This window comes from Streptomyces sp. NPDC020681 (genome assembly GCF_044334895.1).
In the GTDB taxonomy this organism is placed as follows: Bacteria; Actinomycetota; Actinomycetes; order Streptomycetales; family Streptomycetaceae; genus Streptomyces.
In genome coordinates, this window is the sequence record NZ_JBIRTX010000012.1 from 61388 (window position 1) to 88200 (window position 26813).

27 protein-coding genes and 1 pseudogene are annotated in these 26813 nt (G+C 69.1%); 5 read left to right on the forward strand and 23 right to left on the reverse strand.

All coding sequences use genetic code 11. The features are described from left to right. Nucleotides 1–2: 2 nt before the first annotated feature. The 14 genes from ACH4YL_RS26035 to ACH4YL_RS26100 form a co-directional block, all read right to left on the reverse strand. A complete protein-coding gene (locus ACH4YL_RS26035) occupies nt 3–623 on the reverse strand; it encodes an OmpA family protein (RefSeq protein ID WP_398509850.1) in 621 nt (206 codons plus the stop codon). Beyond that, nucleotides 623–1216 (reverse strand): hypothetical protein, encoded by a 594-nt coding sequence (locus ACH4YL_RS26040; RefSeq protein ID WP_398509851.1) that lies wholly within the window; start codon nt 1214–1216, stop codon nt 623–625. The genes ACH4YL_RS26035 and ACH4YL_RS26040 overlap by 1 nt, the downstream gene beginning before the upstream one ends. Before the next feature lie 29 nt (nt 1217–1245). Then, nucleotides 1246–1905, reverse strand: coding sequence for a pilus assembly protein TadG-related protein (locus ACH4YL_RS26045; RefSeq protein ID WP_398510007.1), 660 nt, complete (start codon nt 1903–1905; stop codon nt 1246–1248). Then, nucleotides 1902–2171, reverse strand: a complete 270-nt coding sequence (locus ACH4YL_RS26050; RefSeq protein WP_398509852.1) for a hypothetical protein — start codon at nt 2169–2171, stop codon at nt 1902–1904. Before ACH4YL_RS26050 ends, ACH4YL_RS26045 begins: the two co-directional genes overlap by 4 nt. 95 nt (nt 2172–2266) lie before the next feature. Continuing rightward, on the reverse strand, nt 2267–3109 hold the full coding sequence (locus ACH4YL_RS26055; RefSeq protein WP_398509853.1) for a response regulator: 843 nt from the start codon (nt 3107–3109) through the stop codon (nt 2267–2269). 53 nt (nt 3110–3162) lie between these two features. Further along, nucleotides 3163–4527 (reverse strand): sensor histidine kinase, encoded by a 1365-nt coding sequence (locus ACH4YL_RS26060; RefSeq protein ID WP_398509854.1) that lies wholly within the window; start codon nt 4525–4527, stop codon nt 3163–3165. Between the two features lie 55 nt (nt 4528–4582). Next, nucleotides 4583–5470, reverse strand: a complete 888-nt coding sequence (locus ACH4YL_RS26065; protein WP_398509855.1) for a DUF5936 domain-containing protein — start codon at nt 5468–5470, stop codon at nt 4583–4585. A gap of 19 nt (nt 5471–5489) precedes the next feature. After that, a complete protein-coding gene (locus ACH4YL_RS26070; RefSeq protein ID WP_398509856.1) occupies nt 5490–6431 on the reverse strand; it encodes a type II secretion system F family protein in 942 nt (313 codons plus the stop codon). Nucleotides 6432–6502: 71 nt separating this feature from the next. Beyond that, nucleotides 6503–7843, reverse strand: a complete 1341-nt coding sequence (locus ACH4YL_RS26075) for a CpaF family protein (RefSeq protein ID WP_398509857.1) — start codon at nt 7841–7843, stop codon at nt 6503–6505. Nucleotides 7844–7885: 42 nt separating this feature from the next. Then, complete coding sequence (locus ACH4YL_RS26080) at nt 7886–8230, reverse strand: TadE/TadG family type IV pilus assembly protein (protein ID WP_398509858.1); 345 nt, start codon at nt 8228–8230, stop codon at nt 7886–7888. Beyond that, nucleotides 8227–8622, reverse strand: a complete 396-nt coding sequence (locus ACH4YL_RS26085; protein ID WP_398509859.1) for a TadE/TadG family type IV pilus assembly protein — start codon at nt 8620–8622, stop codon at nt 8227–8229. The genes ACH4YL_RS26080 and ACH4YL_RS26085 overlap by 4 nt, the downstream gene beginning before the upstream one ends. A 25-nt stretch (nt 8623–8647) precedes the next feature. Next, nucleotides 8648–9895 (reverse strand): CpaE family protein, encoded by a 1248-nt coding sequence (locus ACH4YL_RS26090; RefSeq protein ID WP_398509860.1) that lies wholly within the window; start codon nt 9893–9895, stop codon nt 8648–8650. Nucleotides 9896–9902: 7 nt separating this feature from the next. Further along, the gene (cpaB, locus tag ACH4YL_RS26095; protein WP_398509861.1) at nt 9903–10616 is read right to left on the reverse strand and encodes a Flp pilus assembly protein CpaB; all 714 of its coding nucleotides are present in this window, start codon (nt 10614–10616) and stop codon (nt 9903–9905) included. Nucleotides 10617–10680: 64 nt separating this feature from the next. Continuing rightward, nucleotides 10681–11565, reverse strand: a complete 885-nt coding sequence (locus ACH4YL_RS26100; RefSeq protein ID WP_398509862.1) for a hypothetical protein — start codon at nt 11563–11565, stop codon at nt 10681–10683. 385 nt (nt 11566–11950) lie between these two features. Between ACH4YL_RS26100 and ACH4YL_RS26105 the strand changes: the two genes are divergently transcribed. Further along, nucleotides 11951–13648, forward strand: coding sequence for a chitinase (locus ACH4YL_RS26105; RefSeq protein ID WP_398509863.1), 1698 nt, complete (start codon nt 11951–11953; stop codon nt 13646–13648). 48 nt (nt 13649–13696) lie between these two features. Here ACH4YL_RS26105 and ACH4YL_RS26110 read toward each other — a convergent pair whose 3' ends face one another. Further along, complete coding sequence (locus tag ACH4YL_RS26110) at nt 13697–15022, reverse strand: Nramp family divalent metal transporter (RefSeq protein ID WP_398509864.1); 1326 nt, start codon at nt 15020–15022, stop codon at nt 13697–13699. A 217-nt stretch (nt 15023–15239) separates the two neighbouring features. Between ACH4YL_RS26110 and ACH4YL_RS26115 the strand changes: the two genes are divergently transcribed. Beyond that, the gene (locus ACH4YL_RS26115; RefSeq protein ID WP_398509865.1) at nt 15240–16571 is read left to right on the forward strand and encodes a M14 family metallopeptidase; all 1332 of its coding nucleotides are present in this window, start codon (nt 15240–15242) and stop codon (nt 16569–16571) included. Between the two features lie 66 nt (nt 16572–16637). On the opposite strand, the pseudogene ACH4YL_RS26120 reads toward ACH4YL_RS26115, so the two are convergent. From ACH4YL_RS26120 to ACH4YL_RS26140, 5 genes and pseudogenes are all read right to left on the reverse strand, one after another. Beyond that, a pseudogene (locus ACH4YL_RS26120) lies at nt 16638–16924 on the reverse strand (GntP family permease); the annotation flags it as partial. A 77-nt stretch (nt 16925–17001) separates the two neighbouring features. Then, on the reverse strand, nt 17002–18474 hold the full coding sequence (locus ACH4YL_RS26125) for a GntP family permease (protein ID WP_398509866.1): 1473 nt from the start codon (nt 18472–18474) through the stop codon (nt 17002–17004). A gap of 102 nt (nt 18475–18576) precedes the next feature. Next, complete coding sequence (locus tag ACH4YL_RS26130; RefSeq protein ID WP_398509867.1) at nt 18577–18987, reverse strand: RidA family protein; 411 nt, start codon at nt 18985–18987, stop codon at nt 18577–18579. Continuing rightward, the gene (locus ACH4YL_RS26135; protein WP_398509868.1) at nt 18984–19766 is read right to left on the reverse strand and encodes an IclR family transcriptional regulator; all 783 of its coding nucleotides are present in this window, start codon (nt 19764–19766) and stop codon (nt 18984–18986) included. Before ACH4YL_RS26135 ends, ACH4YL_RS26130 begins: the two co-directional genes overlap by 4 nt. Then, nucleotides 19763–20788, reverse strand: a complete 1026-nt coding sequence (locus ACH4YL_RS26140; RefSeq protein ID WP_398510008.1) for a sugar kinase — start codon at nt 20786–20788, stop codon at nt 19763–19765. Before ACH4YL_RS26140 ends, ACH4YL_RS26135 begins: the two co-directional genes overlap by 4 nt. 140 nt (nt 20789–20928) lie before the next feature. On the opposite strand from ACH4YL_RS26140, the gene ACH4YL_RS26145 reads away from it, so the two are divergent. Together ACH4YL_RS26145 and ACH4YL_RS26150 are read left to right on the forward strand one after the other, a co-directional pair. Beyond that, nucleotides 20929–22215 carry an amino acid deaminase gene (locus ACH4YL_RS26145; RefSeq protein WP_398509869.1) on the forward strand — a complete coding sequence of 429 codons (1287 nt, stop codon included), beginning with the start codon at nt 20929–20931 and terminating at the stop codon, nt 22213–22215. Between the two features lie 11 nt (nt 22216–22226). After that, on the forward strand, nt 22227–23834 hold the full coding sequence (locus ACH4YL_RS26150; protein WP_398509870.1) for an amidohydrolase family protein: 1608 nt from the start codon (nt 22227–22229) through the stop codon (nt 23832–23834). Between the two features lies 1 nt (nt 23835). Here the strand turns inward: ACH4YL_RS26150 and ACH4YL_RS26155 are convergent, their stop codons facing one another. Together ACH4YL_RS26155 and ACH4YL_RS26160 are read right to left on the reverse strand one after the other, a co-directional pair. Then, nucleotides 23836–24465 (reverse strand): alpha-ketoglutarate-dependent dioxygenase AlkB, encoded by a 630-nt coding sequence (locus ACH4YL_RS26155; protein ID WP_398509871.1) that lies wholly within the window; start codon nt 24463–24465, stop codon nt 23836–23838. A 55-nt stretch (nt 24466–24520) separates the two neighbouring features. Beyond that, on the reverse strand, nt 24521–25384 hold the full coding sequence (locus tag ACH4YL_RS26160; RefSeq protein ID WP_398509872.1) for a serine protease: 864 nt from the start codon (nt 25382–25384) through the stop codon (nt 24521–24523). A 219-nt stretch (nt 25385–25603) separates the two neighbouring features. Between ACH4YL_RS26160 and ACH4YL_RS26165 the strand changes: the two genes are divergently transcribed. Beyond that, entirely contained in the window at nt 25604–25870 is a 267-nt protein-coding gene (locus ACH4YL_RS26165) for a chaplin (protein ID WP_398509873.1), read from the forward strand. Between the two features lie 75 nt (nt 25871–25945). Here the strand turns inward: ACH4YL_RS26165 and ACH4YL_RS26170 are convergent, their stop codons facing one another. Further along, nucleotides 25946–26806 (reverse strand): tyrosinase family protein, encoded by an 861-nt coding sequence (locus ACH4YL_RS26170; RefSeq protein WP_398509874.1) that lies wholly within the window; start codon nt 26804–26806, stop codon nt 25946–25948. Nucleotides 26807–26813 lie beyond the last annotated feature (7 nt).

Genomic DNA, 26813 nt, shown 5'->3' on the forward strand with positions numbered 1-26813 from the left:
TTTCAGCCACCGCCGGCGGTCGGGAAGGAGACCTCGACGCGGCGGTTCTTGGTGCGGCCTTCCTCGCTCGCGTTGTCGGCGATCGGATAGTCCTCGCTGTAGCCGCGGACCTCATAGCTGATGCCGGCGTCGTTCAACTGCTGGCTGAGCACGCTGTGGACGGCGTCGGCGCGCTGTTTGGAGAGCGCTTGGCCGTGCTCGTACGTGCCGAGGTTGTCGGTGAACCCGAAGACCCTGACCTTCGTCGCGTTGTGCTTCTTGATCTCGGCGACGATCGCCGCGATCCGGCCGTTGGCCTGAGGAGTCAGTTTCGCGCTGTCCTTGCCGAAGAGCACCTCGGCCTGGAGCGCGAACTTCAGGGACGAGCTGGTCTCCTCACGGCGCTCCTCTCCCCCTTCGGTCTCGACGATCGACACGATGTTGAGCACGCGCGGTTCGGCGAGCGTGGCTCCGTCGCGCATCTTCAGTCCGGGGTTGCTGCCGTCGATCTTCGGCGGCGTGTACGTCGACTCGGTGCCGGGCGGGACGCTCGGGGGGTCGTCGTCGGCCGAGGCACCGGTGAGCTGGGTGCCGCTGAAGGTGAACAGCAGCACGGCGGCGAGGGAGACGTGTGCCGCACGCATCAGGAGATCTCAATCGTGGCGGTGGGCATGAGCGGGATCTGCACATCGACCGTCGACGTCTCGTTGGGCGGCGACGGGAACTGCGCGAAGAAATCGACGCTCTGGCCCGAGTCGAGCGCGCTGAGCCCGGTGGTCGTCAGCGGGAATCCGTCGGTGTCGCGCAGCACGTAGTAGCGCTTCTTGCCGACCTTGTCGACGAGGGTCATCCCGGCGAAGGACCTGCCGGTCCGCTTGACCAGGCTCTCTTCGCCGTTCCAATCAATCGGCGGAATCAGTCGATTGCCGCTGGTGTTCTTGATCACACCGGAAACCGTCAGAAAACCGCCGTCGTCGCGGACAGCGTTGTGAATCGTGAACTGGAAACCGTTGCTGCCGTTGATCGTGGCCAGGGTCTGGCTCTTGTCCGGCACGGTGGTGCCGCCGTCGTCCTTGGACTCCTGAGGCTTCCCAGGTGAGGTCGACGCCGACCCGGTGCCCTTCTTGTCGGAGCCGCTGTCGTCGCCGCCGCACGCAGCCAGCGCGAGCGACAGCGCTGCCGCCGCCAGGGCGGCTGTCACTACCCTGCGGGTCTTGCCTCCGTGCCGGATACTCATGGGTGCTGTTCCTTTGCGTTCGGTCACGGTCAGTCCTCGGCCAGCCGGACGGAGAAGAGGTCGGACATCTCCGGAAGAAGCTCGGGCTTTTCCGGGTCGAGCTCGAAGTCGCCGCCGTCGCAGACGAGTTTGCCGGTGGGGGCGGGCTCCTCCGACGGTGTGGGTTCCGGCGACGGAGAGGGCTCGGCAGGCGTCGCCGTGTCCTCCGAGGGCTTGAACGTACACAGCGGCTTCACCATCGCCGTGGCCTTTGCATGGGCGCGTTCGTTCTCGGTGCCGGGCAGGATGGTGTCACCGACGGCATTCAGCGATTCGACCTCGACGGTGTAGCCCCAGCGGCCATCACTCAGCCAGTCGCAGGACACCACTCTGGTCTCATTCTCGGCCGCGAGACGGCCGGCCGCCGCGCAGCCGATCGGTTCGCCGATCAGGTTGCCGTTGAACACGTCGCGCAGAAAGTCCGGATCGAGGAGATGCGCCAGCAGCTCGCCATGGAACTGGTCCCTGGACTCCTGGGTCGCGGCGAGCGCGGCGGCATCGGCTCCGGACTGCGCGCCATTGCGCGTGGCCCCGGCCTGGCCGACCGCGAGGAACGCGAGCGCGAGAAAGAGCAGGCCCACGACCATCGTGATGTAGATGGGAGCGGCCTGCCCTGCCTCACGCCTGCTGCCAGTGGCTACCCGGGTCAGTTGCCCCCGCCACCACCGCCGCCTCCACCACCGCCGTTGCCCAGAATCTCGCCGACCTTCGTCGTGAGACCGTTGGCGATGTCGTTGGCCACTCCCGAACCCACGAGCGCCGCGATGATCAGCGCAACCAGAACGATCACGCCCACGTACTCGACCGCGCCCTGTCCCCTGTCGCGCCGGTCCTTCATCGCCGTTGCCGCGTTCGCCAGCCAAGTCGCCACATAGACGTGGCTGTTGACCATGGCCTTCAGCGTCACGTTCGACATGCTCTTCCCCTCCGGTGGTCCCGCTGGTCGCGGTGGTCGCGCGACCAACGTACGCCGGGAGAACGTCCTCCGACATGGGCCCCAGGGCCCAACGCTCAGTCATGGCGGGCCGATCCCCGCCGTGCGAGGTCCTGCCAGATCGCGATGGCCTCGCCCCTGCTGCCCGCGTTCAGCTTGGCAAAGATGCGGTTGATGTGGTTCTTGACCGTCTTCAGGCTGATGAAGCAGGAGGCGGCGATTTGCTGATTGGTCATGCCGGATGCGATCAACTCCATGACCTCCACCTCCCGTTGACTCAGCTCGGCGATCACTCCCCGGAGTCCCGCGACTACGTGGGGGCCCGAAGACGAATGTGCCATATTCGCTTGCGTAAGCGAAGGGTGTTGAGCAAATTTCGGCAGCAGCGCTCCGGACGCGGAGTGTGTGAAGGCCGGCCGGCCCGCCTTGATGTCCCGTACGGCCGAGAGCAGTTGGTCCGGCCGGAACTCGCCGTGCACGAAGTACCCGCTCGCGCCCAGCCGCAGCGCCTGCTGCACGGTCTCGCTCTCGCGGCTGTACGTCATCATCAGCACCGGCGCCAGCCGCACGAGGTGCGGCAGGGCCGAGATGCCGTCGACGCGTGGCATCCGGACGTCCAGCAGCACGACGTCCGGCCGGTGTTGGACCGTGGCCTCGTAGGCCTGTCGTCCGTCGGCCGCCTCCGCGACGACTTCGAGGTCGCCGCACTGCTGCAGGAGGACCGTCAGGCCCGCCCGTACGACCGGGTTGTCGTCGGCGACGACGACCCGCAAGGACGGGCGCACGGGGGCCGGGTGGGGGATGCCCGCGGTGTGGGTGTGGTCGGAGCTGAGCGGGGTCGCGTGCGAGGACGTGTGCTGCGAGACATGGGACTGACGGGTCCAGTTCTGTCCCGAGGTGTGCGAGAAATCGTCCGGCATGGCTGCAGCCTCCTCTCGGAAGGGGGTGGTCGGGTCGGTCGGAACGGTGAGCGTCAGTTGAGCAGTTGTGTCCGGCGCTGTGCGGGACGGCTGGGCTGGCTGGGGATGCCCGGTGCGAGCCGCAGCGCGACGACCGGCAGTTCCAGGCGTACTTCGGTGCCTTTCGCCGCCCGTCCCCGGCCGATCCGGATCCGGGCGCCGATCGAGGCCGCCCGCTCGACCATGCCCACCAGGCCGAAGTGGCCGGCCCGCCGCAGCCCTTCGAGCGAGGTGCCGGGCGGCAGGCCCTTGCCGTCGTCGTACACGCTGATGCGCAGCACATTGCCCTCCACTCCCGCGGACACGTCCAGATAGCTGGGCTCCGCATGGCGGTGGGCGTTCTCCATCGCCTCGGCGGCGATCGTCAGCACCTGGCGGGCCACCGCGTGCGGGATCGGCTGCGGTACTCCGTCGTCGAGCCGGCAGAAGGTGAACCCCATGCCATGAGCGCGGGCGAAGTCCTCGGCGCGTGCTCCGAGTTCGGCGACCACGTCGACTCCGTCGTCGATGCCGTCCAGGCCGGATTCCCGGCGCAGGTCCGAGAGCAGCTCGCGCGACTCCGCGGCGGCCCGGCGCGCCGACCGGGCCACGAGCTCGGCCTGGTGTTTGACCGTGAGCGGATCCATCCGGTCGGCGGTGCCCGCGAGCCCGTCGGCGGCCAGCGCCAGCCCGTGCAGGGTCTTGGCCACGGAGTCGTGCATCTCCCTGGCGAGCCGGGCACGCTCCTCCTCGATCGCTCCGCTGACCGCGAGCCGGGCGCGTGCCTCGGTCAGCGCCTGGCTGGCCGCGCCGAAGCCCAGCATCAGATTCCGCAGCGTGGATCCGACGGCTCCGGACAGTACGCACAGCCCCGGCAGCAGAAGAGCGTTGAAGCCGGCGTCGGCCTCGATGTTGACCGCGTAGGCGCCCGCGACGATGAGCGCCTGGAGGACGGCGAACACGGCGGCTCCGCGCCAGCCGTAGATCAGTCCGGCGAGCAGCGGCGTGCACATGGTGACGTACGCGAGCGTGGAGTCGGGCGAGGCGGTGATCAGCAGGAGCGCGCCGAAGGCCATGTCCGCGCCGAGCAGCCACGGGTGGCGCAGCAGTACGGGACCGAACCGCTCCCAGTCGCGCAGCAGGACGTACGACGTCATGAAGGTGATCAGGACCGCCACGCCCACCAGCCAGGTCGCCGGTCCGGGCCTGGTGCCGGCGAGGGCGAACGGGACGGCCAGCGCGATCATCGCCAGGCGGAACCCGAACACCTGGCGGCAGAGCGCCTGAAGGGCGTTGACCTGGATGGGAAGCGAGGGCACACGAGCGGGTCCGGCGCTCGCCACGTCGGACGGGAACTCGCCCGCGTTGCCGCCGCTGACGGCGGGTCTCTTCAGGGTCATGGTGTCACCTCCCGGTCGCTGTCTTTCGGTCCGTCGGTCCGTTCTTCGTTTCGGGTCAGCCGCCCAGTACGTCCGCGAAGTCGACGCCGGAGCCGTAGTAGAAGCTCATGACGATCAGGATCAGCGTTGCCGGGAGCATCACCAGCGTGACGACGAGCGTCGACTTCGGCACCGCCTTGGCGGCGTTGCGCCGCGCGTTCTGGGCGTCGGTGCGGCGCATGTCGGTGGCGATCTGGATCAGGGTGTCGACGATCGGCGCGCCCAGTTCCTCGCCCTGCTGGAGCGCCGTGACGAACATCGACACCTGTTCGGAGTCGTTGCGCCTGCGCAGCTGGTCGAAGGCGTCCCGGCGGCTGACGCCCATGTCCATCTGGCGCAGGGTGATGCGGAGTTCGTCGGCCCAGGGGCCGCGGTACTTCTCCGCGACGCGTTCGAGCGCCTGGCGGAAGCCGAGTCCCGCGGAGACGACGACGGCGAGTACGTCGAGGAAGTCCGGCAGCGTTCGTTCGATGTCGGCACGGCGTTTGCGGATGGCCGCCCGGATGATGACATCGGTCCACAGCAGACCGAAGGCGAGGGCGAGGATCGCGATCACCAGCTGGCCGCGCAGCAGCATCGAGAACGCCGCGAGCACGCCGAGGAAGCCGTAGACCGCGCGCCGGGCGGCATAGCGGTCCACGGTGATGCCGCCGGGGTTTCCGGCCATGTCGAGGCGCTTGCGCAGCGCGTCGACGCGCTTGGGGCCCATGGCGCCCAGCACGGCGGGCGCGTACCGCATGCCGAGCCGGTCGATCCCCGAGCCGACGGCGGTGGTCCGGGTGGCGCCCACTTCGAGGGCGACCGCGAGGTCTCCCGGGAGCTTGGCGTCGGCGCGGTACATCCGTATGCCGTGGAAGATCCCGTACACGGACGCTCCCAGCAGCACGGCGAGCAGAAGTCCCATGGTGTCGTCTCCCCCTTCCTCAGACCTGGATCCGGGACATCCGGCGGATCAGGAACGCGCCGAGGCCGTACAGGCCGAAGGCGATCAGCGTGGCGAACTGGCCCACCACCGAGCCGGTCATCTTGTCCAGCGCACCGGGCGTCATCGCATTGATCATCAGCAGGAAGCCGAGCCCCAGCAGCGGCACGGCCAGGGCGGTGACCTTGATCTGGGAGAGCATCGTGGTGACCTCCCGGCGGGTCTCCTTCCGCTCCTCCAGGGTCGCGGTCAGATTCCGCAGCGAGGTGACGACCTGGCCGCCCGCCCGGTTGGCGAGTATCAGCGTGGTCACCAGGACCATCAGCTCACGGGACGGCAGCCGGTCGGCGAGCTCGCCGAGCGCGTCGTCGAGGCTCTGGCCGAGGGCCAGTTGGTCGGCGACCAGGTTCAGCTCCTGACCGGCCGGGTCGTCCAGCTCCTCGGCGGCCATCGCGAGGGCCGTGCGCAGCGCGAGGCCGGCCTGCGTGGCGTTGGCGAGTACGCGGGTGAACTCGGGCAGCTGGCTGATGAAGGCCTCGGTCCGTTTGGTCCGCTGCCAGTTGAGGAAGGAGTTGGCGCCCCACAGGGTGGCGAGCGCGGCCAGGACTCCGAAGAACGGCGCGAAGACCGCTCCGACGACGAAGTACATGGCGAGCAGGGCGGCAACCACATAGACGGAGTACTCGCCCGGCGTCAGATCCAGGCCGGTCGCGGTGATCTGCCGCTCGATGCGCCGGCCGAGCCGGGTCGTACGGAGCCTGCGGTCGACACCGCTGAAGCGCCGGCGGCGGCCGGTGAGGGCCGGTGGCTGCCCAGTCTGCGACATGCGCTCGACGAGTGCCTGGCGCTGGGCCCTGCCCGAGGAGTAGGCGTGCACGCCGACGACGCAGAGCACCCCGGCGAGCAGGGTCACTCCGATCGTCAGAAGCGGGAGGTTGTCCATGGGGGCGGGGCCTTCTCGGTGGGCGGCGGGGACGGGTTCACGGTCGGGGACGATTCCGGTTCACACTTGGCTCATACGGCGGTTCTGCGGACGACGAGCCGCTCGTCCGACTCGGCGACGCCGAAGTACGGCGGCAGCGCCTCGTTCTTCATATAGAGGCGTTCGGCGACCCGGCGCGGGACGGGGAAGTACTCGAAGTTCCCGTGGATCCGGCCGTCCGCTGACATGGGCCGGGCGTTGAACCGGCAGACGGAGACGATGCGGTACTCCTCGCGGCCGTAGGAGTCGACCACGGCGATCTCGGTGACCCGCCGGGAGCCGTCGGCGTGCCGCGTGAGCTGGACGATGACATCGACGGCGCTGTTGATCTGGTCCTTGATGGCGACGAACGGGATCTCGACCTCGCTCATGGACGCCAGGGTCTGCAGCCGCATCAGCGCGTCCTCGGCGCTGTTGGCGTGGACGGTGGCGAGCGAGCCGTCGTGGCCCGTCGACATCGCCTGGAGCATGTCGAGCGTCTCGCCGCCGCGGACCTCGCCGACGATGATGCGGTCGGGCCGCATGCGCAGCGAGTTGCGTACCAGGTCGCGGATGGTGACCCGGCCCTTGCCCTCGACGTTGGGCGGGCGGCTTTCCAGCGTGATGACATGGGACTGCTGGAGCTGGAGTTCGGCGGAGTCCTCGATGGTGACGATGCGCTCGCCGTCCGGGATCAGTCCGGAGAGCGTGTTGAGGAGCGTGGTCTTGCCGGTGCCGGTGGCCCCGGAGACGATCACGTTGAACTTGGCCCGCACCAGGCCCGCGAGCAGCAGCGTCATCTGCTCGTCGAGCGAACCCATGGCGATCAGCTCCTGGAGCGTGAACGCGCGCGGGAAGCGGCGGATCGTGAGGATGGGGCCGCTGAGCGAGAGCGGCGGAATGATGACATTGACGCGCTCGCCGGACGGAAGCCGCGCGTCCACCATGGGATTCGCCTCGTCCACCCGCCGGTTGACGGTGGAGACGATGCGTTCGATGGTCTGCATCAGCTGCTCGGTCGACGAGAAGCGCAGCGGCAGCATCTCCAGCCGTCCGGCGCGCTCGACGAACACCTGCTCCGGGCCGTTCACCATGATTTCGCTGATGGACGCGTCTTCGAGCAGCGGTTCCAGGATGCCGAGCCCGAGCGCCTCGTCGACGACGCGGCGGATGAGCTGGGACCGCTCGACGGTGGAGAGCACCGGGCCCTCGCGGCTGATGATGTGCCCCAGCACCCGCTCCAGCCGGGCACGCCGGTCGGCGGCCGCGAGGGCGGACATCTCCGCGAGGTCGATCTCCTCCAGGAGCTTGGCGCGGTAGACCCCGACGAGGCGGCTCTCCTCGCCGTGGCCGTTGACCGGCTCGGGACTGCCGATGCGCGCCCGCAGGCTCATGTCCTGGTCTCCTCACGTGTAGGGGTCAAGTCGGGCCGGGGCTCAGTCGCGTGGCATGGTGACCGTCCTTGTCGCGTCGCCGAAGTCGAATACGGGCAGCAGGGCCGGGACTCCTATGCGGACCGTCACCGTCACCTCGTCGCCGCCGCTCTGGGTGATCCGGGCGTCGTCCGCGAGCCAGTCGCTCATGGCTCCGCGTCCGGCGGTGGCGGCGTCGCCGTCCTGCGAGGCCACCCGGGCCGCGGCCCGGGCCGCCGTGCCCGCCTGCTGGGCGGTGTAGGCGACGAGGCCGAGCTGGATGGCGGCGAGGGCGACGAAGAGCAGCAGGGTGATCACACCGGCGTACTCGAGCGCGGCCTGGCCGCGGTCGTCCCGGCGGCGCCTCATGGCCGGTCCTCCCATGCCGCGGAGCCGTGTGCGTCGACGGTGATCGGAAGGTTCGGCCCGCCGGGGAACAGGACGGGCAGGCTGACCCTGACGGACGCGGTGTAGAGGTCTCCGTCGCCTGCGCAGTCGGTCTCGCCGGTCCAGGCTCCCGGCAGATGGGCCTGCCCCGCCGCCTGGCACGCGCCCGCTCCGCCGACCGCACCCGCCCGCGCCGCCTCGTCGGCCGCGTTGCCCGCCAGCGAGAACGTGTAGCCGAGCAGCGCCGCCTGCCACAGCAGGACCAACGTCGCGAGGATGACCGGGACCGTGCCGGTGAACTCGATGACGGCCTGGCCGCGGTCGTCCCGCAGCCGTCCCGTCGCGAGGCGTATGGCCTTCGCCGGAGTTCTCATCGCTCCACGTGCCCCCTCACCGCAGCTACCTCGACCGTGCCCGCCGGACAGCGACCACTCCTCTGTCGCCGCGGACCTTTCCGTGCTTCGGGTCTCCTGCCGCGGGCCGCAGCAGCCCCAGTTCGCCCGCCAGCGCCCACACGGCCTGCTTCACCGTGGACTTGGGCTCCAGGTCCTGCATCCGTCCCGCGTCGACCACCGGTTGAAGCTCCTTGAAGTTCGCGGGGACGACGATCCGGGAGACCCGGGTGCCGGTGATCTTCTCGATCAGCGGCGGCTGGATCTCCGTGCCGCGGTTGTGGCGGTTGACCACGATGACCGTCTCCTCGGCCTTGCGGATCTGGAGCCGGTCCCACATGCGCACCATGCGTTTCGCCGCCCGTACGGCGACCACGTCGGGCGTGGTCACCAGCAGCGTCGTGTCCGCCATCTCGATGGCGGCCGCGTTGGCGCCGTTCATCTGGGTGCCGCAGTCGACGACGACGACCTCGTGACGGCTGCGCAGGGCACTGACGATCTGCCGGACCGCCCGGTCGTTGACCTCTTCGCCGCGTTCACCTTCGCCGGGCGCGAGCAGCAGCCCTATGCCGGTCTGGTGGGCGAACAGCGCGTCCTGCAGGACGCGTGGCGAGATGTCCTGGATGCCCGCCAGGTCGACGATCGACCTGCGGAACTGCACATCGAGGTACGAGGCCACGTCGCCGGCCTGGAGATCGAGGTCCGCGAGGGCCGCCGTCCTGCCCGATGCCCGGGCCGCCAGGGCCAGTTGGACCGCGATCACCGTGGTGCCGACGCCGCCCTTCGCACCGCTGACCGTGACGACCGTGCCGCCGGGACCGGTGAAGACGTCGCCGCTGTGGCCGAGATGCCGACGGACCCCGACCGACCAGCCAGCCGCTGCCTGCACCCGCTGCGCCAGTTCCTCGTAGGACAGCGGCAAGGCGACCAGGCCTCTGGCGCCCGAGTCCATGGCGGCCGAGTAGAGCAAGGGTCCCGCGTCGACGGTCACCAGAATGACGCCGACGGCGGGAAAGCGCAGCGCCACCTCCCGGATCAGCTCGAGGGCCGGCACCGGTCCGATCCGCTCGTGGACCAGCACGACCTCGGGCAGTTCGTCGAGCGACTCGGCGGCCAGCCGGGCCAGCATGTCGAGCAGCGAGGTCGAGTCGCCGACCGGCGGGGCCGGTTCGGCGTCGGGGAGCTGGCTGAGCAGGGTGGTGATGGACCGGGCGGCGTCGGGTTCGCCGACCGCCGGGAGGATGCGTGTCGTCATACAGCCCTCACCTGTTCTTGTCTTCATCGAGGGTGTAGGCGCTGTCGCCGGGGCGCAATGTGGCGGGGCTGCCCTTGGCGAGAAGGGCGAGGCGTACGTGCTCGGCGAAGGACTCGGCGTACGCGACGCGCTGTGCGTCGGCGGTGCCCAGCGCGAAGGTGATCGGCACGGCCTCGCGGGTGCCGCTGCCCCGGTCGTCGTCCTTGGGCTCGAGCGGGGTGAGCCGGCCGACGTCGATGACCTTGGCGTTGGGCACGATGATCCGGGACTGGTCGGCGTCGCCTTCGTTCTTACCGGCGAAGGTCGCGAAGATATTGACCAGGTCGCCGGGTGTGATCTTGCCCGCGACACCGGTCGCCGCGTCGATCATGATGGCGATCTCCTGCTGACCGGCCTCCAGGGCCGGCCGCTTGACGATCATGTCGTCCTGGAGCAGGGATCCCTTCTTGAGCTGGGTGACGGCGATCTTGCCCTCGACCACGGAGACGTCGGTCACCGCGCTGTCCGAGAGCCAGCGCCTGGGCATGCTGATCTTCTCGAACTGGGCGGGCCGCAGCGCGGTGTACGGAGCCACATCGGCCTTCAGCCGGTAGGCGGTGACTTCGGGTCCGACCTTCGAATTCACGTCGCTGATCACGGATATCACGCCGGCGAACGCGCCGAAGGCGCACAGAACCGAGAGAAGCAGAAGTATGACGCCGCGGCGTTGGCGTGAATTCATGGGCAGGACAACCTCGTTCGCAGGCGCGGACCGACGGAGCGGACAGAGACGGGGAGCAGGCAGTTCACGGTGCGTGGTTCGTAGCTGTTGTTGTTCCCGGATTCAGTGCGAGAACTTCCTTGCTGTGACTCTCGGGTGCGGCGAGCGGAGCCGAGCAGAAACCGCAGCGGTCGCCGATGAGTTCAATTCCGCACCACGTGCACACCTCTCGCCGTACGGATGACACCAGCTGGTAGAGAATCGAGATGTCGGGCAGAAACGCGGCGAACTCGATCAGCCTGGCCGTGCCCCACCAGCGCGGTGAGTCGGCGGGCAGCGCGGCCTCGTGCACGCTCTGCGTCTGCCAGCCGGGGGCCAGCTCGGCCGTGACCCAGTCCGACTGCAGCTGCCCCTTCGCCATGACGAGCCGGGTGGCGAATTCGGGTCCGCTCAGCCGGCCCGCCCCGATCTTGATCAGTTCGGGGTTCGGGTTGGCCAGGACGCCGAACTGGGAGCCCGGGACCCAGGACTTGGCGTGCGACTTCAGGCTCACCGGTACGCGGTCCAGCCTGGTCACGGATTTGAGCAGGGCGCCGGCGTAGATGTAGTGGGAGAGCAGCCGGGCCGCGGAGGCGACCACTCCCGGGCTGAAGTCGCAGATCGACAACTGCCGCAGCTGGCGGACGAGTACGGCGATGCCAAGGGGCGGCAGATCGAGTTTGAGCAGCGCGAGACGATTGCTCTCCAGTACTGACCGGACGGTGTGCAGCCGGCGTTCGTGGGCGACCGGAATGGAGGCCGGATACAGCGCGACCACATAGCCGTGCTGCTCGAGGAGGACCGTCATGTCGGCCAGCGCGGCGTCCAGCGGCTGATCCTCGGGCGACTGCAGCAGGGCCGCCGTGGGCGTCTGGTGGTCCATCGGCGGTAGCACCAGGTCTGCGCTGGTGACAGCTATTGCGGTCGGCACGCTGGTTCCCCGTTCGGCTCCGGCCGCCGGGGGTCCCGTGACCGCAGATACGCACTGCTCGGTGCTCCTGTATCAGCACTTTATCCACGAGTTAGTAGGCAGAGAACACCTTTCAGAACCGAGAGCCTCACACCGCACACGCTCCGCACAGGCCAAAAGGGGAGGAAGGGGTCAGGAGTTGACCTTCCGAGCCCGCGCCGTCACCGGCCGGCCCGCGACGGGTCACGAATCCCCGACATGGCGGAAACCCGACACCCCCGCTCGTATACGAATCGGCGCCACAGGTCTTGACAACCCTATTGGTCTGGACCAGTTTTACGCCCAACAGCGGTGGCCACCGTTCCCGGAACCTCCACACCCCCAACTCCCCCACCGGAGGCAGCAAGTGGACCGCACCACACGCTCGCGAAGATGGCTCGGCGGAGCCCTGGCGCTCGCCGTCGGAGCCGGAATCTCCATCGTCGGCATCACCGGCACCGCACAGGCCGCCGACATCAACGTGGCCAAGAACGCGGGCTTCGAGTCCGGGCTCTCCAACTGGACCTGTTCCGCCGGCAGCGGATCCAATGTCTCCTCGCCCGTCCACGGCGGCTCCTCCGCCCTCAAGGGGACGCCCGCCGGGCAGGACAACGCCAAGTGCACCCAGACCGTGGCGGTGAAGGCCAACTCGACGTACACGCTCAGCGCCTGGGTGCAGGGCGGCTACACCTACCTCGGCGCGAGCGGTACCGGCACGACGGACGTGTCCACCTGGACGCCCGACTCGGCCGGCTGGAAGCAGCTGTCCACCACCTTCACGACCGGCGCGAACACCACATCGGTGACGGTCTACACCCACGGCTGGTACGGGCAGGCTCCCTACTTCGCCGACGATGTCAGCGTCTTCGGCCCGGACGGAGGCGGCGGCGGTGACCCCGACCCGGTCGTGCCCGCGACCCCGGCCGGCCTGGCGGCGGGCTCCGTGACCTCTTCCTCCGTGTCGCTGTCCTGGAACCCGGTGACCGGCGCGACGGGTTACAACCTCTACCAGAACGGCGCCAAGGTGCAGTCGGTCAGCGGCGCTTCGGCAACCGCGACCGGCCTGAGCGCGTCCACCTCGTACCAGTTCCAGGTGACCGCGACCAACGCGGCCGGTGAGTCCGCGAAGTCCGCGGCGGTGACCGGCACCACCTCGTCCGGTGGCGGAGGCGGCGGCCCCGTGCCCAAGCACGCGGTGACCGGCTACTGGCAGAACTTCAACAACGGCGCGACGGTGCAGACCATCGCCCAGGTGCAGAACCAGTACGACATCATCGCCGTGTCCTTCGCGGACGCCACCGGCGTCCCCGGCCAGGTGACCTTCAACCTCGACTCGGCCGGGCTCGGCGGCTACACGGTCGCCCAGTTCAAGGCGGACATCGCGGCAAAGAAGGCGGCCGGCAAGACCGTGATCATCTCGGTCGGCGGCCAGAACGGCACCGTCTCGATCAACGACTCCACCTCGGCGAACAACTTCGCCAACTCGCTCTACTCGCTGATGCAGGAGTACGGATTCCAGGGCGTCGACATCGACCTGGAGAACGGCCTCAACTCCACCTACATGACGCAGGCGCTGCGCTCCCTGTCGCAGAAGGCCGGCAGCGGGCTCGTCATCACGATGGCGCCGCAGACCATCGACATGCAGTCGACGTCGAACGAGTACTTCAAGACGGCGCTCAACATCAAGGACATCCTGACCGTCGTCAACATGCAGTACTACAACAGCGGTTCGATGCTCGGCTGTGACGGCAAGGTCTACTCGCAGGGCTCGGTGGACTTCCTCACCGCGCTCGCCTGCATCCAGCTGGAGGGCGGTCTCTCCCCGGCCCAGGTCGGCCTCGGCCTGCCTGCCTCCACCAGCGGCGCGGGCAGCGGCTATGTCTCGCCGACGATCGTCAACAACGCCCTGGACTGCCTGGCCCGGGGCACGAGCTGCGGATCGTTCAAGCCGTCCAGGACCTACCCGTCGCTGCGCGGTGCGATGACCTGGTCCACGAACTGGGACGCGGCCGCGGGCAACGCCTGGTCGAACGCGGTCGGACCGAAGGTGCACGGGCTCCCGTAGCCGACAACCTGCTGGGCGTGTGCACGCACACGCCCAGCAGGCCGGACCTCAGAAGAACTCCGACCACGGCTGGTCGACGACCTGCTTCACGCACAGCACCAGGAACAGCAGTCCGGCGATCACCAGCATCGCGTTGCTCAGCATCCCGTTCCGCCATTCCCTCGGCGTACGGCTCGAGTTGAGCAGCCAGACCAGCGTCAGCGCCAGGAACGGCAAGAAGGCGGCGCCGAGAACTCCATAGATGATCACCAGCCGGAACGGCTGCTCCTGGAACAGCAGGATCATCGGCGGGAAGGTCAGCCACAGCAGATACGCACGGAAGGGCAGCGTCTTGTCGCGCTTGCCCGCGGCCACCGCCTCGCCGCTCAGCTCGCCCTCCTCGGCCCCCGCGCGGTCCTTGCGGAAGCGCTCCACGAAGTCCGCGAACATCAGGCTCACGCCGTGCCAGACGCCGATCAGCGAAGTGAACGACGTGGCGAAGAAGCCGATGAGGAACATCTTGGCGGTGGCCGAGCCGTACTCGGCCTCCAGGATGTCGCCGAGCTGGATGAGTCCCTTGTCGCCGCTCGCGATCGCGACGCCCGCGGAGTGCAGCAGCTCCGCGCCGACGAACAGCATCGCCACGACGAAGATGCCCGTCGTGATGTAGGCGACGCGGTTGTCGAGGCGCATCACCTTCATCCAGCCGGAGTTGGTCCAGCCCTTGGCGTTGACCCAGTAGCCGTACGCGGCCAGCGTGATGGTGCCGCCGACGCCGCCGATCAGGCCGAGGGTGTTGAGGATCGAGTCCTTCTCGTCGGGCAGGACCGGGAGCAGTCCGGCGAACGCGTCGCCGAGGTTGGGCGTGACCCGGATCGCCAGGTAGACCGTGACGACGAACATCACGCCCACCAGCACCGTCATGACCTTCTCGAACACTTCGTACCTGTTGAACCAGACGAAGACCAGGCCGACCACGCCGGTGAGCATCGCCCACCACTTGAGGTCCATCACGTCCGGGAACAGGGCCTGCAGCGGCAGCCCGCTGGAGGACATCGCGGCGGCTCCGTACACAAAGCCCCAGATGACGACATAGACCACGAAGAACCAGGTGGTCCAGCGGCCGAGGTCGGTCCAGCCGTCGAAGAGCGTACGCCCGGTGGACAGATGCCAGCGGCCGGCGGCCTCGGCGAGCGAGATCTTGACGAGACAGCCGATGACGGCGGCCCACAGGAGGGTGTAGCCGAAGTTGCTGCCCGCGATGAGCGTGGCGACGAGGTCGCCGGCGCCGACGCCGGTCGCGGCGACGACGATCCCGGGTCCGATGTATTTCCAACTCGATTTACGGGGGCGGGAGATGGATTCGTCGGTCCTGCTGTCCGTGGTGTCTGCCATGGCGGTGGCCGCCTTCCCGCTTGTTTCGCCGTGTGACTCGGATCACCAAAGCGGCGACCGAGTGATCGCGCAAGGGGCCTGCCGGGCTTTCGCCCGCCGGTGTGGCCGAAGCCAACCCCTTGACCGTGCCATGCCATACCCCCACGATGTGCGCACACACCCGCACCACACATGTCGCTACTGAACAACCCCCCACACTCCACACCCAGGAGACAGCATGCGACTTCGTATCCGCGCGAGCGGAAGAAAGACCGCCGCCTTCGCGGCCCTGCTGGCGCTCGCGGTTGCCGCACCTCTCACCGCGTCCGCCACCGCGTCGCCACCGCCGCCCGTTTCCACGGACGAGAACATCCGCCAGTACGAGATCCACATCCACTCCAACAAGTTGACGCGGACCGCGCTGGCCAAGACAGGCGTGACCATCGACGACTCGGACGGCCATGTGGTCGTCGTCTCCGCGGACCCGACGGAGGCCGCCAAGCTCAAGTCACTCGGCTACGAGCTGGAAGCGGTGGCCAAGGTCCCCGACCGGCTCGGCGGTGCGGCCGTCCGGCCGATGGACTTCCCGTCGGCCGACTCGAGGTACCACAACTACGCCGAGATGAGCACGGAGATCAACCAGCGGATCGCCGCGCATCCCAACATCATGAGCAAGCGCGTCATCGGCAAGAGCTACCAGGGCCGGGACATCGTCGCCATCAAGATCAGCGACAACGTCGGCACCGACGAGGCGGAGCCCGAGGTCCTGTTCACCCACCACCAGCACGCGCGCGAGCATCTCACCGTCGAGATGGCGCTCTATCTGCTGCGCGAGCTCGGTGACGACTACGGCACCGACTCACGGGTCACCAACGCCGTCAACAGCCGCGAGATCTGGATCGTGCCGGACCTCAACCCGGACGGCGGCGAGTACGACATCGCCACCGGCTCCTACCGCAGCTGGCGCAAGAACCGCCAGCCCAACGCCGGTTCCTCGTACGTCGGTACGGACCTCAACCGCAACTGGGCGTACAAGTGGGGTTGCTGCGGCGGCTCTTCGGGCAGCAAGTCCTCCGACACCTACCGCGGCGCGGCGGCCGAGTCCGCACCCGAGGTGAAGGTCGTCGCCGACTTCGTGCGCGGCCGGATCGTCGGCGGCAAGCAGCAGATCAAGGCGGGCATCGACTTCCACACCTACAGCGAGCTGGTGCTCTGGCCGTACGGCTACACCTACAACGACACCGGCCCCGGCCTGACCCAGGACGACCGTGACGCGCACGCGGCGGTCGGACAGAAGATGGCGGCGAGCAACGGCTACTCGCCGGAGCAGGCCAGCGATCTGTACATCACGGACGGCACGATCGACGACTGGCTGTGGGGCGCGCAGAAGATCTTCAGCTACACCTTCGAGATGTACCCCGGGTCTTCCGGCGGTGGCGGCTTCTACCCGCCCGACGAGGTGATCGAGCGCGAGACCAGCCGCAACCGGGACGCGGTGCTCCAGCTGCTGGAGAACTCGGACTGCATGTACCGCTCCATAGGCAAGGAGCAGCAGTACTGCGCGAGTTGATCGGCGCCAGTACATGAAAGGGCGCCCGGGACGACGTCGTCCCGGGCGCCCTCACTCATGCACCGGCTAGACCGCCAGACTCAGCCCCGCCGCGACAGCGAAACCCGCCACCGACAGCACCGACTCCAGCACCGTCCACGACTTGAGCGTGTCGCGCTCCGTGATGCCGAAGTACTTCGACACGATCCAGCTGCATCCAATAGCGCGCTCCGCACGCGGGCTCCGTCGTTGACGTGCGACGCGAAGATGGAGCCGGCCGAGATCGCCATGATCAGCAGCACCAGGAAGGCCTGCGAGTGGTCGCCGTTCTCCACCAGCGGCAGCACGATGCCCGCCCTCGTGACGATCGCGACAGCCGCCCAGCCGGAGCACTGACGCCGAAAGGGCGCCCGGGACGACGTCGTCCCGGGCGCCCTCACTCATGCACCCGCTAGACCGCCAGACTCAGCCCCGCCGCGACAGCGAAACCCGCCACCGACAGCACCGACTCCAGCACCGTCCACGACTTGAGCGTGTCGCGCTCCGTGATGCCGAAGTACTTCGACACGATCCAGAAGCCTCCGTCGTTGACGTGCGAGGCAAAGATGGAGCCGGCCGAGATCGCCATGATGAGCAGCGCCAGGAAGGCCTGCGAGTGGTCGCCGTTCTCCACCAGCGGCAGCACGATGCCCGCCGTGGTGACGATCGCGACCGTCGCCGAGCCCTGTGCGACGCGCAGCACCAGCGAGATCAGATACGCGAGGACGATGATCGGCAGGCCGACGTCGTTGAACGTGTCCGAGAGCGCCTGCGCGACACCGCTCGCCTTGAGGATCGCGCCGAACACACCGCCCGCGCCGACCACGAGCAGGATGTTGCCGACCGGCTTCAGGGACTGGGTCGACACCGACTCCAGGGACTTGCGGGACCAGCCGCGCCGCAGGCCCAGCAGGTAGTACGCCATGAGCAGAGCGATCGTCAGCGCGACGAAGGGGCTGCCGAAGAACTCGATGACCGAGCGGAGCGTGGACTCGTCCAGCGCGATGGACGAGAACGTCGCGGCGAGGATGAGGATCAGCGGCGTACCGATGATGGCGAGGACGACGCCGAGCGAGACCGGCGACTCCCGCGGTGTCCGCCCGGCGGCGGCCTGTTCGGCGGCGACGGCGGCCTTGGCGTCCTCGGCCGCCTCCACCATGTCCTCCGGCACGGGGACGAAGATCCGCTTGCCGATCCAGGCGGAGAAGACCCAGGCGGCGAGCACGGCCGGGAGGCCGACAACGATGCCCATCAGGATGACCCAGCCCAGCGAGACATGGAGCAGACCCGCGGCGGCGACCGGGCCGGGGTGCGGCGGCAGGAACGCGTGGGTCATCGACAGACCGGCGAGCAGCGGCATCGCGTACAGCAGGATCGACTTGCCGGAGCGCTTGGCCGCCGCGTAGACGATCGGCGCGAGGACGAAGATGCCGACGTCGAAGAAGACCGGGATGCCGAAGATCAGTCCGGTCAGGCCCATGGCGAGCGGCGCGCGCTTCTCACCGAAGAGATGCAGCAGCCGCGAGCTCAGCACCTCGGCGCCGCCGGACACTTCGAGGATCGCGCCGAGCATGGTGCCGAGGCCGATGATGATCGCGACGTGTCCGAGAATGCCGCCCATGCCGGACTCGATGACCGAGACGGCGGCGGACCGCTGGACGGTGCCGAAGAGTTCGGTGACGGAGAGGCCGGCGGCGAGGCCGACGGCTATGGAGACGGCGAGCAGCGCGACGAACGGCTGCAGCCTCACCTTGATGATGAGTATGAGGAGCAGGGCGATGCCGAGGGCGGCGACGGTCAGCAGACCGGCAGTGCCGTCGATGAGGAGGAGCAGTCCTCCGGTGTGCGGCGGAGGTGGTGGTGGGGCGTCAGCGGCGATGAACATGGCGGAGGGACCTGTCCGTTGGGGATTTTGGGTGCGGCGGAGCGCGGCACGGCGTTCCTTGGGGGACGAGCGCCGTTCCGTACAGCGGGTGATTCAGCGGGATCAGCCCAGGACTGCCAGGGCGTCGATCTCGATGAGCAGGCCGGCCGGCAGACCGACGTAGACGGTCGTCCGGGCGGAGGCGGGGGCCTTGAGACCCTGCTCCTCGAAGTAGGTGTTGTAGATCTGGTTCATCTCGGCGAAGTGATCGACGTCGGTGAGGTAGACACGCATCATCATCACGTCGTCCCAGCTCGCGCCGCCTTCTTCGAGCACCGCCTTGACGTTGGCGAGGGTCTGGAGGGTCTGCTCGCGCAGGGTCGGCCCGGCGGGCGTCGGGGCCTGGCCCTCCACGGCGGGCAGGAAGCCGACCTGTCCGGCGACTTGAAGGATGTTGCCCTTCTTGACGCCGTGGGAGAACTTCGCGGGCGGGGCGGTGTGGGTGGCGGGAGTGATCGCGATCTTCTCGGTCATCGTGCTTCCTTCGGTGCGCCGGGCTTTGCTGAGGGGTGAGCTGTGCCTGAGTACTCCCGGCTGACGGCTTCGGCGGTACGGCGCACCAGCGGGAGGAGGGTGAGGAGTTCGTCGCGGGTGACGACGACATTCGGCGCCGAGACCGACATGGCGGCGACGGCCCGGCCGTCCGCGCCGCGGATCGGTGCGGCGACGCAGTTGATGGACTCCTCGTGGCCGCCGAGGTCGGTGGCCCATCCCTGTTCGCGTACGACGGCGAGCTCCTTGAGGAACGCGGCGGCGTTCGGCGTCGAACGGGATGTGTACATGGGGTAGTCGAGCTTCTCGGCGACGGCGCGCCGCTCGGGCTCGGGGAGGTCGGCGAGGAGCAGCTTGGCGACGGCCGCGACGGTGATCGCGACGGGCTTGCCGATCCGCGAGTACATCCGCACGGGATAGCGGCTCTCGACCTTGTCGATGTAGAGGACCTCGCTCTCCTCGTACACCGCGAGATGGACGGTGTGCCCGATCCGCTCGTTGAGCGCGACGAGGTGAGGATGGGCGATCTCGCGGACGTCGAGGTTCTCGACGGCCTCCTGCGCGAGGGCGAACAGCCGCGCGCCGAGGCGGTAGCGCTGGTCCTGCTGGCGGTAGACGAGTCCGTGCTCGTTGAGCGTACGCAGCAGCCGCAGCGCGGTGGACTTGTGCACGCCGAGGCGTTCGGCGACCTGTCCGAGGTCGGCGGGGCCCTGCGCGAGCAGCGGCAGAATGCTCAGCGCGCGGTCGACGGTCTGGCTCATGACGTACGTACCTCCTCATCCACGGCTGAGGTCCAGCCGGGGGCGAGACGCAGTCTCCCCCAGGCCGCGTCGTCCAGTCCGGCCAGCCGGTCGGCGTGTGCCGTGGCGGGAGGGGTGCCGAGGTCGCCGGGGACGGTGAGGGCGGCGGCGGCCATGAGGTGACCATGCCGCAGCCGGTCGCGGACCGGGAGCCCGCGGAGGGTGCCGGAGAGGAATCCGGCGGCGAAGGCGTCGCCGGCGCCGACGTGTGCGACGACGTCCACCTCGGGCGCGGGAACGAAGACCTCGGCACCGGCGCGTTCGTACGCCGTCGCGCCGCGCCCGCCGTGCTTCACCACGACCACGTCCGGCTCCGGGAGCGCGTCCCGGATCGCGTCCCCGCCCCGCAGCCCCCAGGCCCCCTCCGCCTCGTCCTCGCCGACGAAGACGAGATCGGCTCCGCGGGCCAGGCCGAGCAGCACCTGCGTGCCGGGCGCGTCGCGCCACAGGCCCGGCCGGTGGTTGACGTCGAAGGAGACCAGCGGCCGTCCGGCGCGGGGCGCGGTCAGTTCGCGCAGCAGCTCCAGGCAGTCGCCGGAGAGCGCGGCCGTGATCCCGGACACGTGAAGGATCCGGGCCCCGGCGATGTCGTCGTACGCAACGGTCAGCGGCGACATCGCGGATGCGGCGGACCCGGCCCGGTAGTAGAGAACTTCGTGTGCGTCGTGGGACCGGTCGTTCGCGGTGCGGAAGTAGATACCGGTGGGCCGGTGCGGATCGCGGCCGACGGCGGAAGTGTCGACTCCGTACGCCGAGATCGCCCGGATGAGATGGTCGCCGAATCCGTCCGCGCCGACCCGGCTGACCCACTTGGCCCGGTGCCCGGCCGCAGCGAGCGCGCACGCGACATTGGACTCGGCACCGCCGATGGTGCGGGCGAAGGAGGGTACGTCGGCGAGGCGTCCGGGGTGCGAGGGCAGAAACGTGAGCATGGACTCGCCGAGGCAGACGACATCAACGTCCGCGGCTGCGCTTCCGGTCAGGGTGCTCACGCTGGGGCTCCTCGCGGGTTTCGGGGACAGCCGGATCCATTGACCCGGCGCTGGGCCGGATGTTAGACAGCATCAAGCGATACGCGCAATGACTGTTGCAGATGTTGCAACGTGATTCCCGAGGAGGCTTCATGGCCGCCGACCGGCCCGACCGGCAGCTCGCCGACCAGCTCAGCGAAGAGCGCGTCGACCACCGCTTCAAGGCGCTTCCGCCGGACGCCGAAGGACTGACCGTCGGCGCGCTCGCCGCCGAGCGGCGCAGTCTCTTCGACGGCGGCTTCACCACCCCCGTACTCGCGCTCTCCGCCGAGTCCGTCGAGCACAACCTCGCTCTCCTCGAGACCTACTCAGAGCGCCACGGCCTCGCCTTCGCACCGCACGGCAAGACCTCCATGTCGCCGCAGCTCTTCACGCGCCAGCTGGACCACGGCGCCTGGGGCATCACCGCCGCCGTGCCGCACCAGGCCCGCGTGTACCGCGCCCACGGCATCCGGCGGATCTTCCTCGCCAACGAGGTCGTCGACGCCGCCGCGCTGCGCTGGATCTCGCGCGAGCTCGACGCCGATCCCGAGGTCCGCTTCATCTGTTACGTCGACTCCGTGCGCGGCGTGGAGCTGATGGACGAGGCTCTCCACGGCGCCGCCCGTCCCCTGGACGTGGTCGTCGAACTCGCCGCGGGCGAGGGCGCCCGCACCGGAGTCCGTACGGAGGCCGAATGCGCCGCGGTCGCCGACGCGGTCGCGGCGGCCGGGACTCTGCGCCTCGTCGGCGTCGCCGGTTACGAGGGCGAGGTTCCGCAGGCCGACGGCGACCGCGTCCGCGCCTGGCTGCAGCGGCTCATCGCGCTCGCCGCGGACTTCGACAAGGCGGGCCGTTTCGCCGCGACCGACGAGATCGTGATCAGCGCGGGCGGCAGCGCCTGGTTCGACGCGGTCGCCGACGTCTTCGCCGGGATTCCCGAACTGTCGGTTCCCGTACTGAAGTTGCTCCGCTCCGGCGCGTACGTCTCGCACGACGACGGCCACTACCGCCATCTCACGCCCTTCAACCGCCACCCCGAGGAAGGCGCGCTCCAGCCCGCGTTCCGCCTCTGGGCCCAGGTCGTCTCCCGCCCGAGCCCGGAGCAGGCCTTCGTGAACGCGGGCAAGCGGGACGCCGCGTACGACCTCGACCTCCCGGAGGCCCAGGTCGTCCGCGACGCGCGCAGCGGCGACACGCGCCCGGCCGTCGGGATCACCGTCAGCGCCCTGTCCGACCAGCACGGCTGGGTGCGTACGGCCGAGGACGCCGACCTGGAGGTCGGCGACTGGATCGGCATGGGGCTCTCGCACCCGTGCACGTCCTTCGACAAGTGGCAGCTGATCCCGCTGGTGGAGTCGGACGGCACGGTCGTCGACTACATCCGCACCTTCTTCTGAGAGGCCGGACCATGGATCTCGTCATCCGCGACGCACGGGTCATCGACGGCTCCGGCGGACCCGCGTACCGCGCCGATGTCGGCCTGGACGGCGGCCGTATCGCCGCGATACGCCGCCAGGGCGCCCCGGCCCTGTCCGCCCGCCGCACCCTCGACGCGCACGGCCTCGCCCTGTCCCCCGGCTTCATCGACATGCACGCCCACAGCGACCTCGCGCTCCTGCGCGACCCCGACCACAGCGCTAAGGCCGCCCAGGGCGTCACTCTCGAAGTCCTCGGCCAGGACGGCCTGTCGTACGCCCCTGCCGACGACCGCACGCTCGCCGAGGTCCGCAGATCCATCACCGGCTGGAACGGCGACGGGTCCGACATCGACTTCGACTGGCGCACGGTGGGCGAATATCTGGACCGGCTCGACCGGCAGGGCATCGCCGTCAACGCCGCCTATCTCGTCCCGCAGGGCACCGTCCGCATGCTCGCCGTCGGCTGGGACGACCGCCCGGCCACCGACGCCGAGCTCCGCCGCATGAAGCAACTCGTCGCCGAAGGCCTCGAACAGGGCGCGGTCGGCATGTCGTCCGGCCTCACCTACACGCCCGGCATGTACGCGAACGACTCCGAACTCACCGAGCTGTGCCGGGTCGTGGCCCGCTACGACGGCTACTACTGCCCGCACCACCGCTCCTACGGCGCCGGCGCACTCCAGGCGTACGAGGAGATGGTGCAGGTCACGCACGAGGCCGGCTGCGCGCTCCATCTCGCCCACGCCACCATGAACTTCGGCGTGAACAAGGGCCGCGCCCCCGATCTCCTCGCCCTGCTCGACAAGGCCCTCGCCGAGGGCGCGGACATCTCGCTCGACACCTATCCGTACACGCCGGGCTGCACCACGCTCGTCGCCGTGCTGCCGAGCTGGGCGAGCGAAGGCGGCCCGGAGGCGGTCCTCACGCGCCTTCAGGACGACGCCACCGCCGAGAGGATCCGCCACCACCTGGAGGAGCTCGGCTCCGACGGCTGCCACGGCGTGCCGATCGAGTGGGACACGATAGAGATCTCGGGCGTCTCGGAACCGGGGCTCACCTCGTACGTCGGCAGCACGATCGAGCAGTCGGCCACGATCCGCGGCGAGGTTCCGTGGATCACCGCCCGCAGGCTGCTGATCGAGGACCGGCTCGGCTCGACGATCCTCCAGCACGTCGGCCACGAGGAGAACGTCCGCGCGATCATGCGCCACCGCGTGCACACCGGCGGCAGCGACGGCATCCTCCAGGGCCTCAAGCCGCACCCGCGCGCGTACGGCACCTTTCCGCAGTATCTCGGCCGGTACGCACGGGAGCTGGGCATCCTGTCCCTGGAAGAAACGGTCGCCCATCTCACCTCACGCCCGGCCGCCCGGCTGCGCCTCACCGACCGCGGCCTGGTGCGCGAGGGCTACCGCGCCGACCTCGTCCTCTTCGACCCGGACACGGTCGCCGCGGGCTCGACCTTCGAAACGCCGCGCACGCTGCCCGTCGGCATCCCGCACGTGCTGATCGACGGCCGGTTCGTGATCGAGGACGGTGTGCGTACGGACGTGCTCGCGGGCCGGTCGGTGCGCCGGACCGACCACGGCGCTCACTGACTCAGTGCACGCCTCGCGGCCGGAACTGGATGCTGATGCGCGGCCCCACGGAGCGCGCCGTCTTCGGCACGGCGTGCTCCCAGGTCCGCTGGCACGACCCGCCCATCACGATGAGATCGCCGTGCCCGAGCGGACGGCGCAGCGGGAGCCGGCCGCCGCCGCGGTGCCGCAGCGCAAGATCGCGCGGGGCGCCGACGGACAGGATGGCCACCATGGTGTCCTCCCGTGACCCGCGCCCCGACGTGTCCCCGTGCCAGGCGACACTGTCCCGGCCGTCGCGGTAGTAGCAGAGGCCGGCGGTGACGAACGGCTCGCCCAGCTCTGCGGCGTAGTACGCGGACAGTGCGTCGCGGGCCTCGTCCAGAACGGGATGCGGGAGCGGGTCGTCCTCCTGGAAGAACGCGAGGAGCCGTGGCACGTCCACCATGTGCTCGTACATCTGCCGGCGCTCTGCCCGCCACGGCACCCCGGAGACCAGCTCCTCGAACAGGGCGTCCGCGCCGCCGAGCCACGCCGGCAGCAGATCGATCCACGCCCCGTCTCCGAGCACCGTCCGCCGGACGTCCCTCAGCGGACCGAGACCGATCTCGTCGGTCTGGTCGAAGAGCGAACCCTGGAGATGTGCTGCCATATCTCCAGGGTACCTGCTCATTCGAACATACGAACGGTTTTACGTCGGACACGACCTACGGCTTGGGCAGCGTGCAGCCCGCCCGGCCCAGGTCGATCTTGTTGTCGAGGCCGAGGCACGGCACGATGCCGTAGGTCTGCTGGCCGTAGTTGATCCCGTGGCGCACGGTGACGTTCCCGTTCTCGTCGACCTCGCACGGGTTGTTGTCCGTGCAGCGCTGGCCGTCCTCGTTGCCGGTGTTGTTGACGGCGACGACCTTGCCGGTGGCGTTGTCGATGACGGGCGAGCCCGAGGTGCCGCCGATGGTGTTGCAGCTGGAGGTGTAGCGGACCGAGTCCTTCCAGGTCCACTGCCCTTCCTTGAGGCGGTAGGCGAAGCCGTCGATGTTGCAGCTGTAGATGCGCTTCCAGTAGCCGGAGACGACCTTGATGGCGGTGCCCTGGACCGGGTGCGCGGCGTTCAGTTCGAGCGCCTTGATGCCGTAGCTGCTCTCGATCTGCGCGTAGGTACGGGTGAGTTGGTACAGCGAGACGTCGGTGTCCGTCATCGTCGCGTACGCGATCTTGCTGGCGCGCAGCGTCGCGACCCGGCTGCCCGCCGAGTTGAGCAGGCTGAAGCTGCGGGTGGACGGCTGGTCGACGATGACCTCGCCCGCGGCCGGGAAGCCGCTCTCGATGCAGTGGCCGTTGGAGAGTACGAGGGCCGGGTCGTCGGCCTCGGCGGCCGGCGGGCGCACCACCGATCCCGAGCAGTTGCTGAGCGCCACCGTCCCGGCGAAATCGACGGCCTTGACATCGACGTCGGGCCGGCTGGTCGTGGCGGTGCGCTCCGCGTCCGGTGCGGTGACCGCGATCGCGGGCGCCGCGCCCGCCCCGAGGAGTACGAGGGCGAGGCACGCGCCGACGAGAGGCTTCTTCATGTGGGGGTCCCCTCTTGCGACTTGTGTGACCGAAGGGGTTCTTCGGTTTGTCATGCGCATTGTTGGGGGATCCGCCTCGGCCGACAAGGGACGAAATCCGGTCACGCACACCTGGGCGATGACTTTGATTTCGATCCGTTACCGCCTGTGGGTTTCGGCGTTGAAGCACCGTGAAGGCCGCAAGTCCTGCGGCCGAGCTCTCATCCGCAAGGAGAACTGATGTCGCGTATCGCGAAGGCAGCCGCCGTCGTCGCCAGCTCTGGCGCCATCCTGGCCGGCGGCGCCGGTCTGGCCGTCGCTGACGCCGGAGCGCAGGGCGCAGCCGTCCACTCGCCGGGTGTTCTCTCGGGCAACGCCATCCAGGTGCCCGTGCACATCCCGGTCAACGTCTGCGGCAACACCGTGAACGTGATCGCGCTGCTCAACCCGGCCTTCGGCAACAAGTGCGCGAACGTCTCGAGCCACCACGGCGCATACGGCCACTGATCACCGCACCCAGCACTCGCGGCCGCCCCTTTCCGTTGGAAGGGGGCGGCTGCGGTCGTACGGCGTCGGGGCGGCCTACTCGTAACGGTAGAGGCGGCTGTGGTCGAGGAGCGCCGCGGGCGCGACGTTCCACGGCGGCATCGGCTCGTCGAGGCTGAAGACCCGCCGGTACTGCGGATGCGACTCGGGCAGCCGCCTGCGCGGCAGATAGCCGGAGCGCGGATGCGCCTTCTGCCAGCGGTCCCAGAGCAGATCCATGAACGCGTGATGCAGCCAGAACACCGGGTCGTTGGGCGAGGTCGCGCCGAGCATCAGACCGCCGACCCAGCGGTGCACCCGGTTGTGGTTGCGCCAGCGGTCGGAGCCGCCGGCGCCCCAGCCCTCGATGGTGTTCCGGAAGCCCCTGGACGCGGTGGAGTCCCAGGGATCCGCGTCGTAGAGCGGATCGCTGAGCGCCTTGGCCACCTCGGCCTTGGTGGGCAGCGAGACGGGATCGGAGGGCCGGCCGAAATTCCGGGTGAGGAACTTGCCGTCGGAGATGCGGGCGTTGATCCGCCAGTTCCCTTTGCCGTACGCGAACGGGCCCGTCATCACCTGGCGGTCGCCCGCCCTGCCGTTGCCGCCGAGGAAGTCCTCCGCCCACAGCGAGGACGCGGGCGTGTTGTCGGTGGTCCAGTCCCAGTACGGCACCGTCACGCCGGAGTCGACGGACTGGAGCGCACGCTCGAACTCCAGCAGGAACCTGCGGTGCCAGGGAAAGAAGGAAGGCGCCATATGGGCCGCGCGCGGGTCGTCCTCGGCGTCGGTGACGTAGTACCGGCCGTGCATCCTGACGAACTCGTCGTACCGTCCCGAACGCTTGAGCTCCAGCAGCGCGTTGACCAGCCGGCGCTTTTCCGTACGGGTGAGATTCCGCTGGTTCTTGCGGGTGTGCAAGGTCGTG

Excerpts from the sequence above, each read along its gene's own strand:
- ACH4YL_RS26125 (WP_398509866.1), bottom strand. The coding sequence starts at position 18,474 with ATGTTCATCGCCGCTGACGCCCCACCACCACCTCCGCCGCACACCGGA.
- ACH4YL_RS26040 (WP_398509851.1), bottom strand. The coding sequence starts at position 1,216 with ATGAGTATCCGGCACGGAGGCAAGACCCGCAGGGTAGTGACAGCCGCC.
- ACH4YL_RS26065 (WP_398509855.1), bottom strand. The coding sequence starts at position 5,470 with ATGGGACTTCTGCTCGCCGTGCTGCTGGGAGCGTCCGTGTACGGGATC.
- ACH4YL_RS26135 (WP_398509868.1), bottom strand. The coding sequence starts at position 19,766 with ATGAGCCAGACCGTCGACCGCGCGCTGAGCATTCTGCCGCTGCTCGCG.
- ACH4YL_RS26150 (WP_398509870.1), top strand. The coding sequence starts at position 22,227 with ATGGATCTCGTCATCCGCGACGCACGGGTCATCGACGGCTCCGGCGGA.
- ACH4YL_RS26130 (WP_398509867.1), bottom strand. The coding sequence starts at position 18,987 with ATGACCGAGAAGATCGCGATCACTCCCGCCACCCACACCGCCCCGCCC.
- cpaB (WP_398509861.1), bottom strand. The coding sequence starts at position 10,616 with ATGAATTCACGCCAACGCCGCGGCGTCATACTTCTGCTTCTCTCGGTT.
- ACH4YL_RS26050 (WP_398509852.1), bottom strand. The coding sequence starts at position 2,171 with ATGTCGAACGTGACGCTGAAGGCCATGGTCAACAGCCACGTCTATGTG.
- ACH4YL_RS26070 (WP_398509856.1), bottom strand. The coding sequence starts at position 6,431 with ATGGACAACCTCCCGCTTCTGACGATCGGAGTGACCCTGCTCGCCGGG.
- ACH4YL_RS26110 (WP_398509864.1), bottom strand. The coding sequence starts at position 15,022 with ATGGCAGACACCACGGACAGCAGGACCGACGAATCCATCTCCCGCCCC.
- ACH4YL_RS26055 (WP_398509853.1), bottom strand. The coding sequence starts at position 3,109 with ATGCCGGACGATTTCTCGCACACCTCGGGACAGAACTGGACCCGTCAG.
- ACH4YL_RS26115 (WP_398509865.1), top strand. The coding sequence starts at position 15,240 with ATGCGACTTCGTATCCGCGCGAGCGGAAGAAAGACCGCCGCCTTCGCG.
- ACH4YL_RS26090 (WP_398509860.1), bottom strand. The coding sequence starts at position 9,895 with ATGACGACACGCATCCTCCCGGCGGTCGGCGAACCCGACGCCGCCCGG.
- ACH4YL_RS26080 (WP_398509858.1), bottom strand. The coding sequence starts at position 8,230 with ATGAGGCGCCGCCGGGACGACCGCGGCCAGGCCGCGCTCGAGTACGCC.
- ACH4YL_RS26060 (WP_398509854.1), bottom strand. The coding sequence starts at position 4,527 with ATGACCCTGAAGAGACCCGCCGTCAGCGGCGGCAACGCGGGCGAGTTC.
- ACH4YL_RS26145 (WP_398509869.1), top strand. The coding sequence starts at position 20,929 with ATGGCCGCCGACCGGCCCGACCGGCAGCTCGCCGACCAGCTCAGCGAA.
- ACH4YL_RS26085 (WP_398509859.1), bottom strand. The coding sequence starts at position 8,622 with ATGAGAACTCCGGCGAAGGCCATACGCCTCGCGACGGGACGGCTGCGG.
- ACH4YL_RS26160 (WP_398509872.1), bottom strand. The coding sequence starts at position 25,384 with ATGAAGAAGCCTCTCGTCGGCGCGTGCCTCGCCCTCGTACTCCTCGGG.
- ACH4YL_RS26035 (WP_398509850.1), bottom strand. The coding sequence starts at position 623 with ATGCGTGCGGCACACGTCTCCCTCGCCGCCGTGCTGCTGTTCACCTTC.
- ACH4YL_RS26165 (WP_398509873.1), top strand. The coding sequence starts at position 25,604 with ATGTCGCGTATCGCGAAGGCAGCCGCCGTCGTCGCCAGCTCTGGCGCC.
- ACH4YL_RS26075 (WP_398509857.1), bottom strand. The coding sequence starts at position 7,843 with ATGAGCCTGCGGGCGCGCATCGGCAGTCCCGAGCCGGTCAACGGCCAC.
- ACH4YL_RS26155 (WP_398509871.1), bottom strand. The coding sequence starts at position 24,465 with ATGGCAGCACATCTCCAGGGTTCGCTCTTCGACCAGACCGACGAGATC.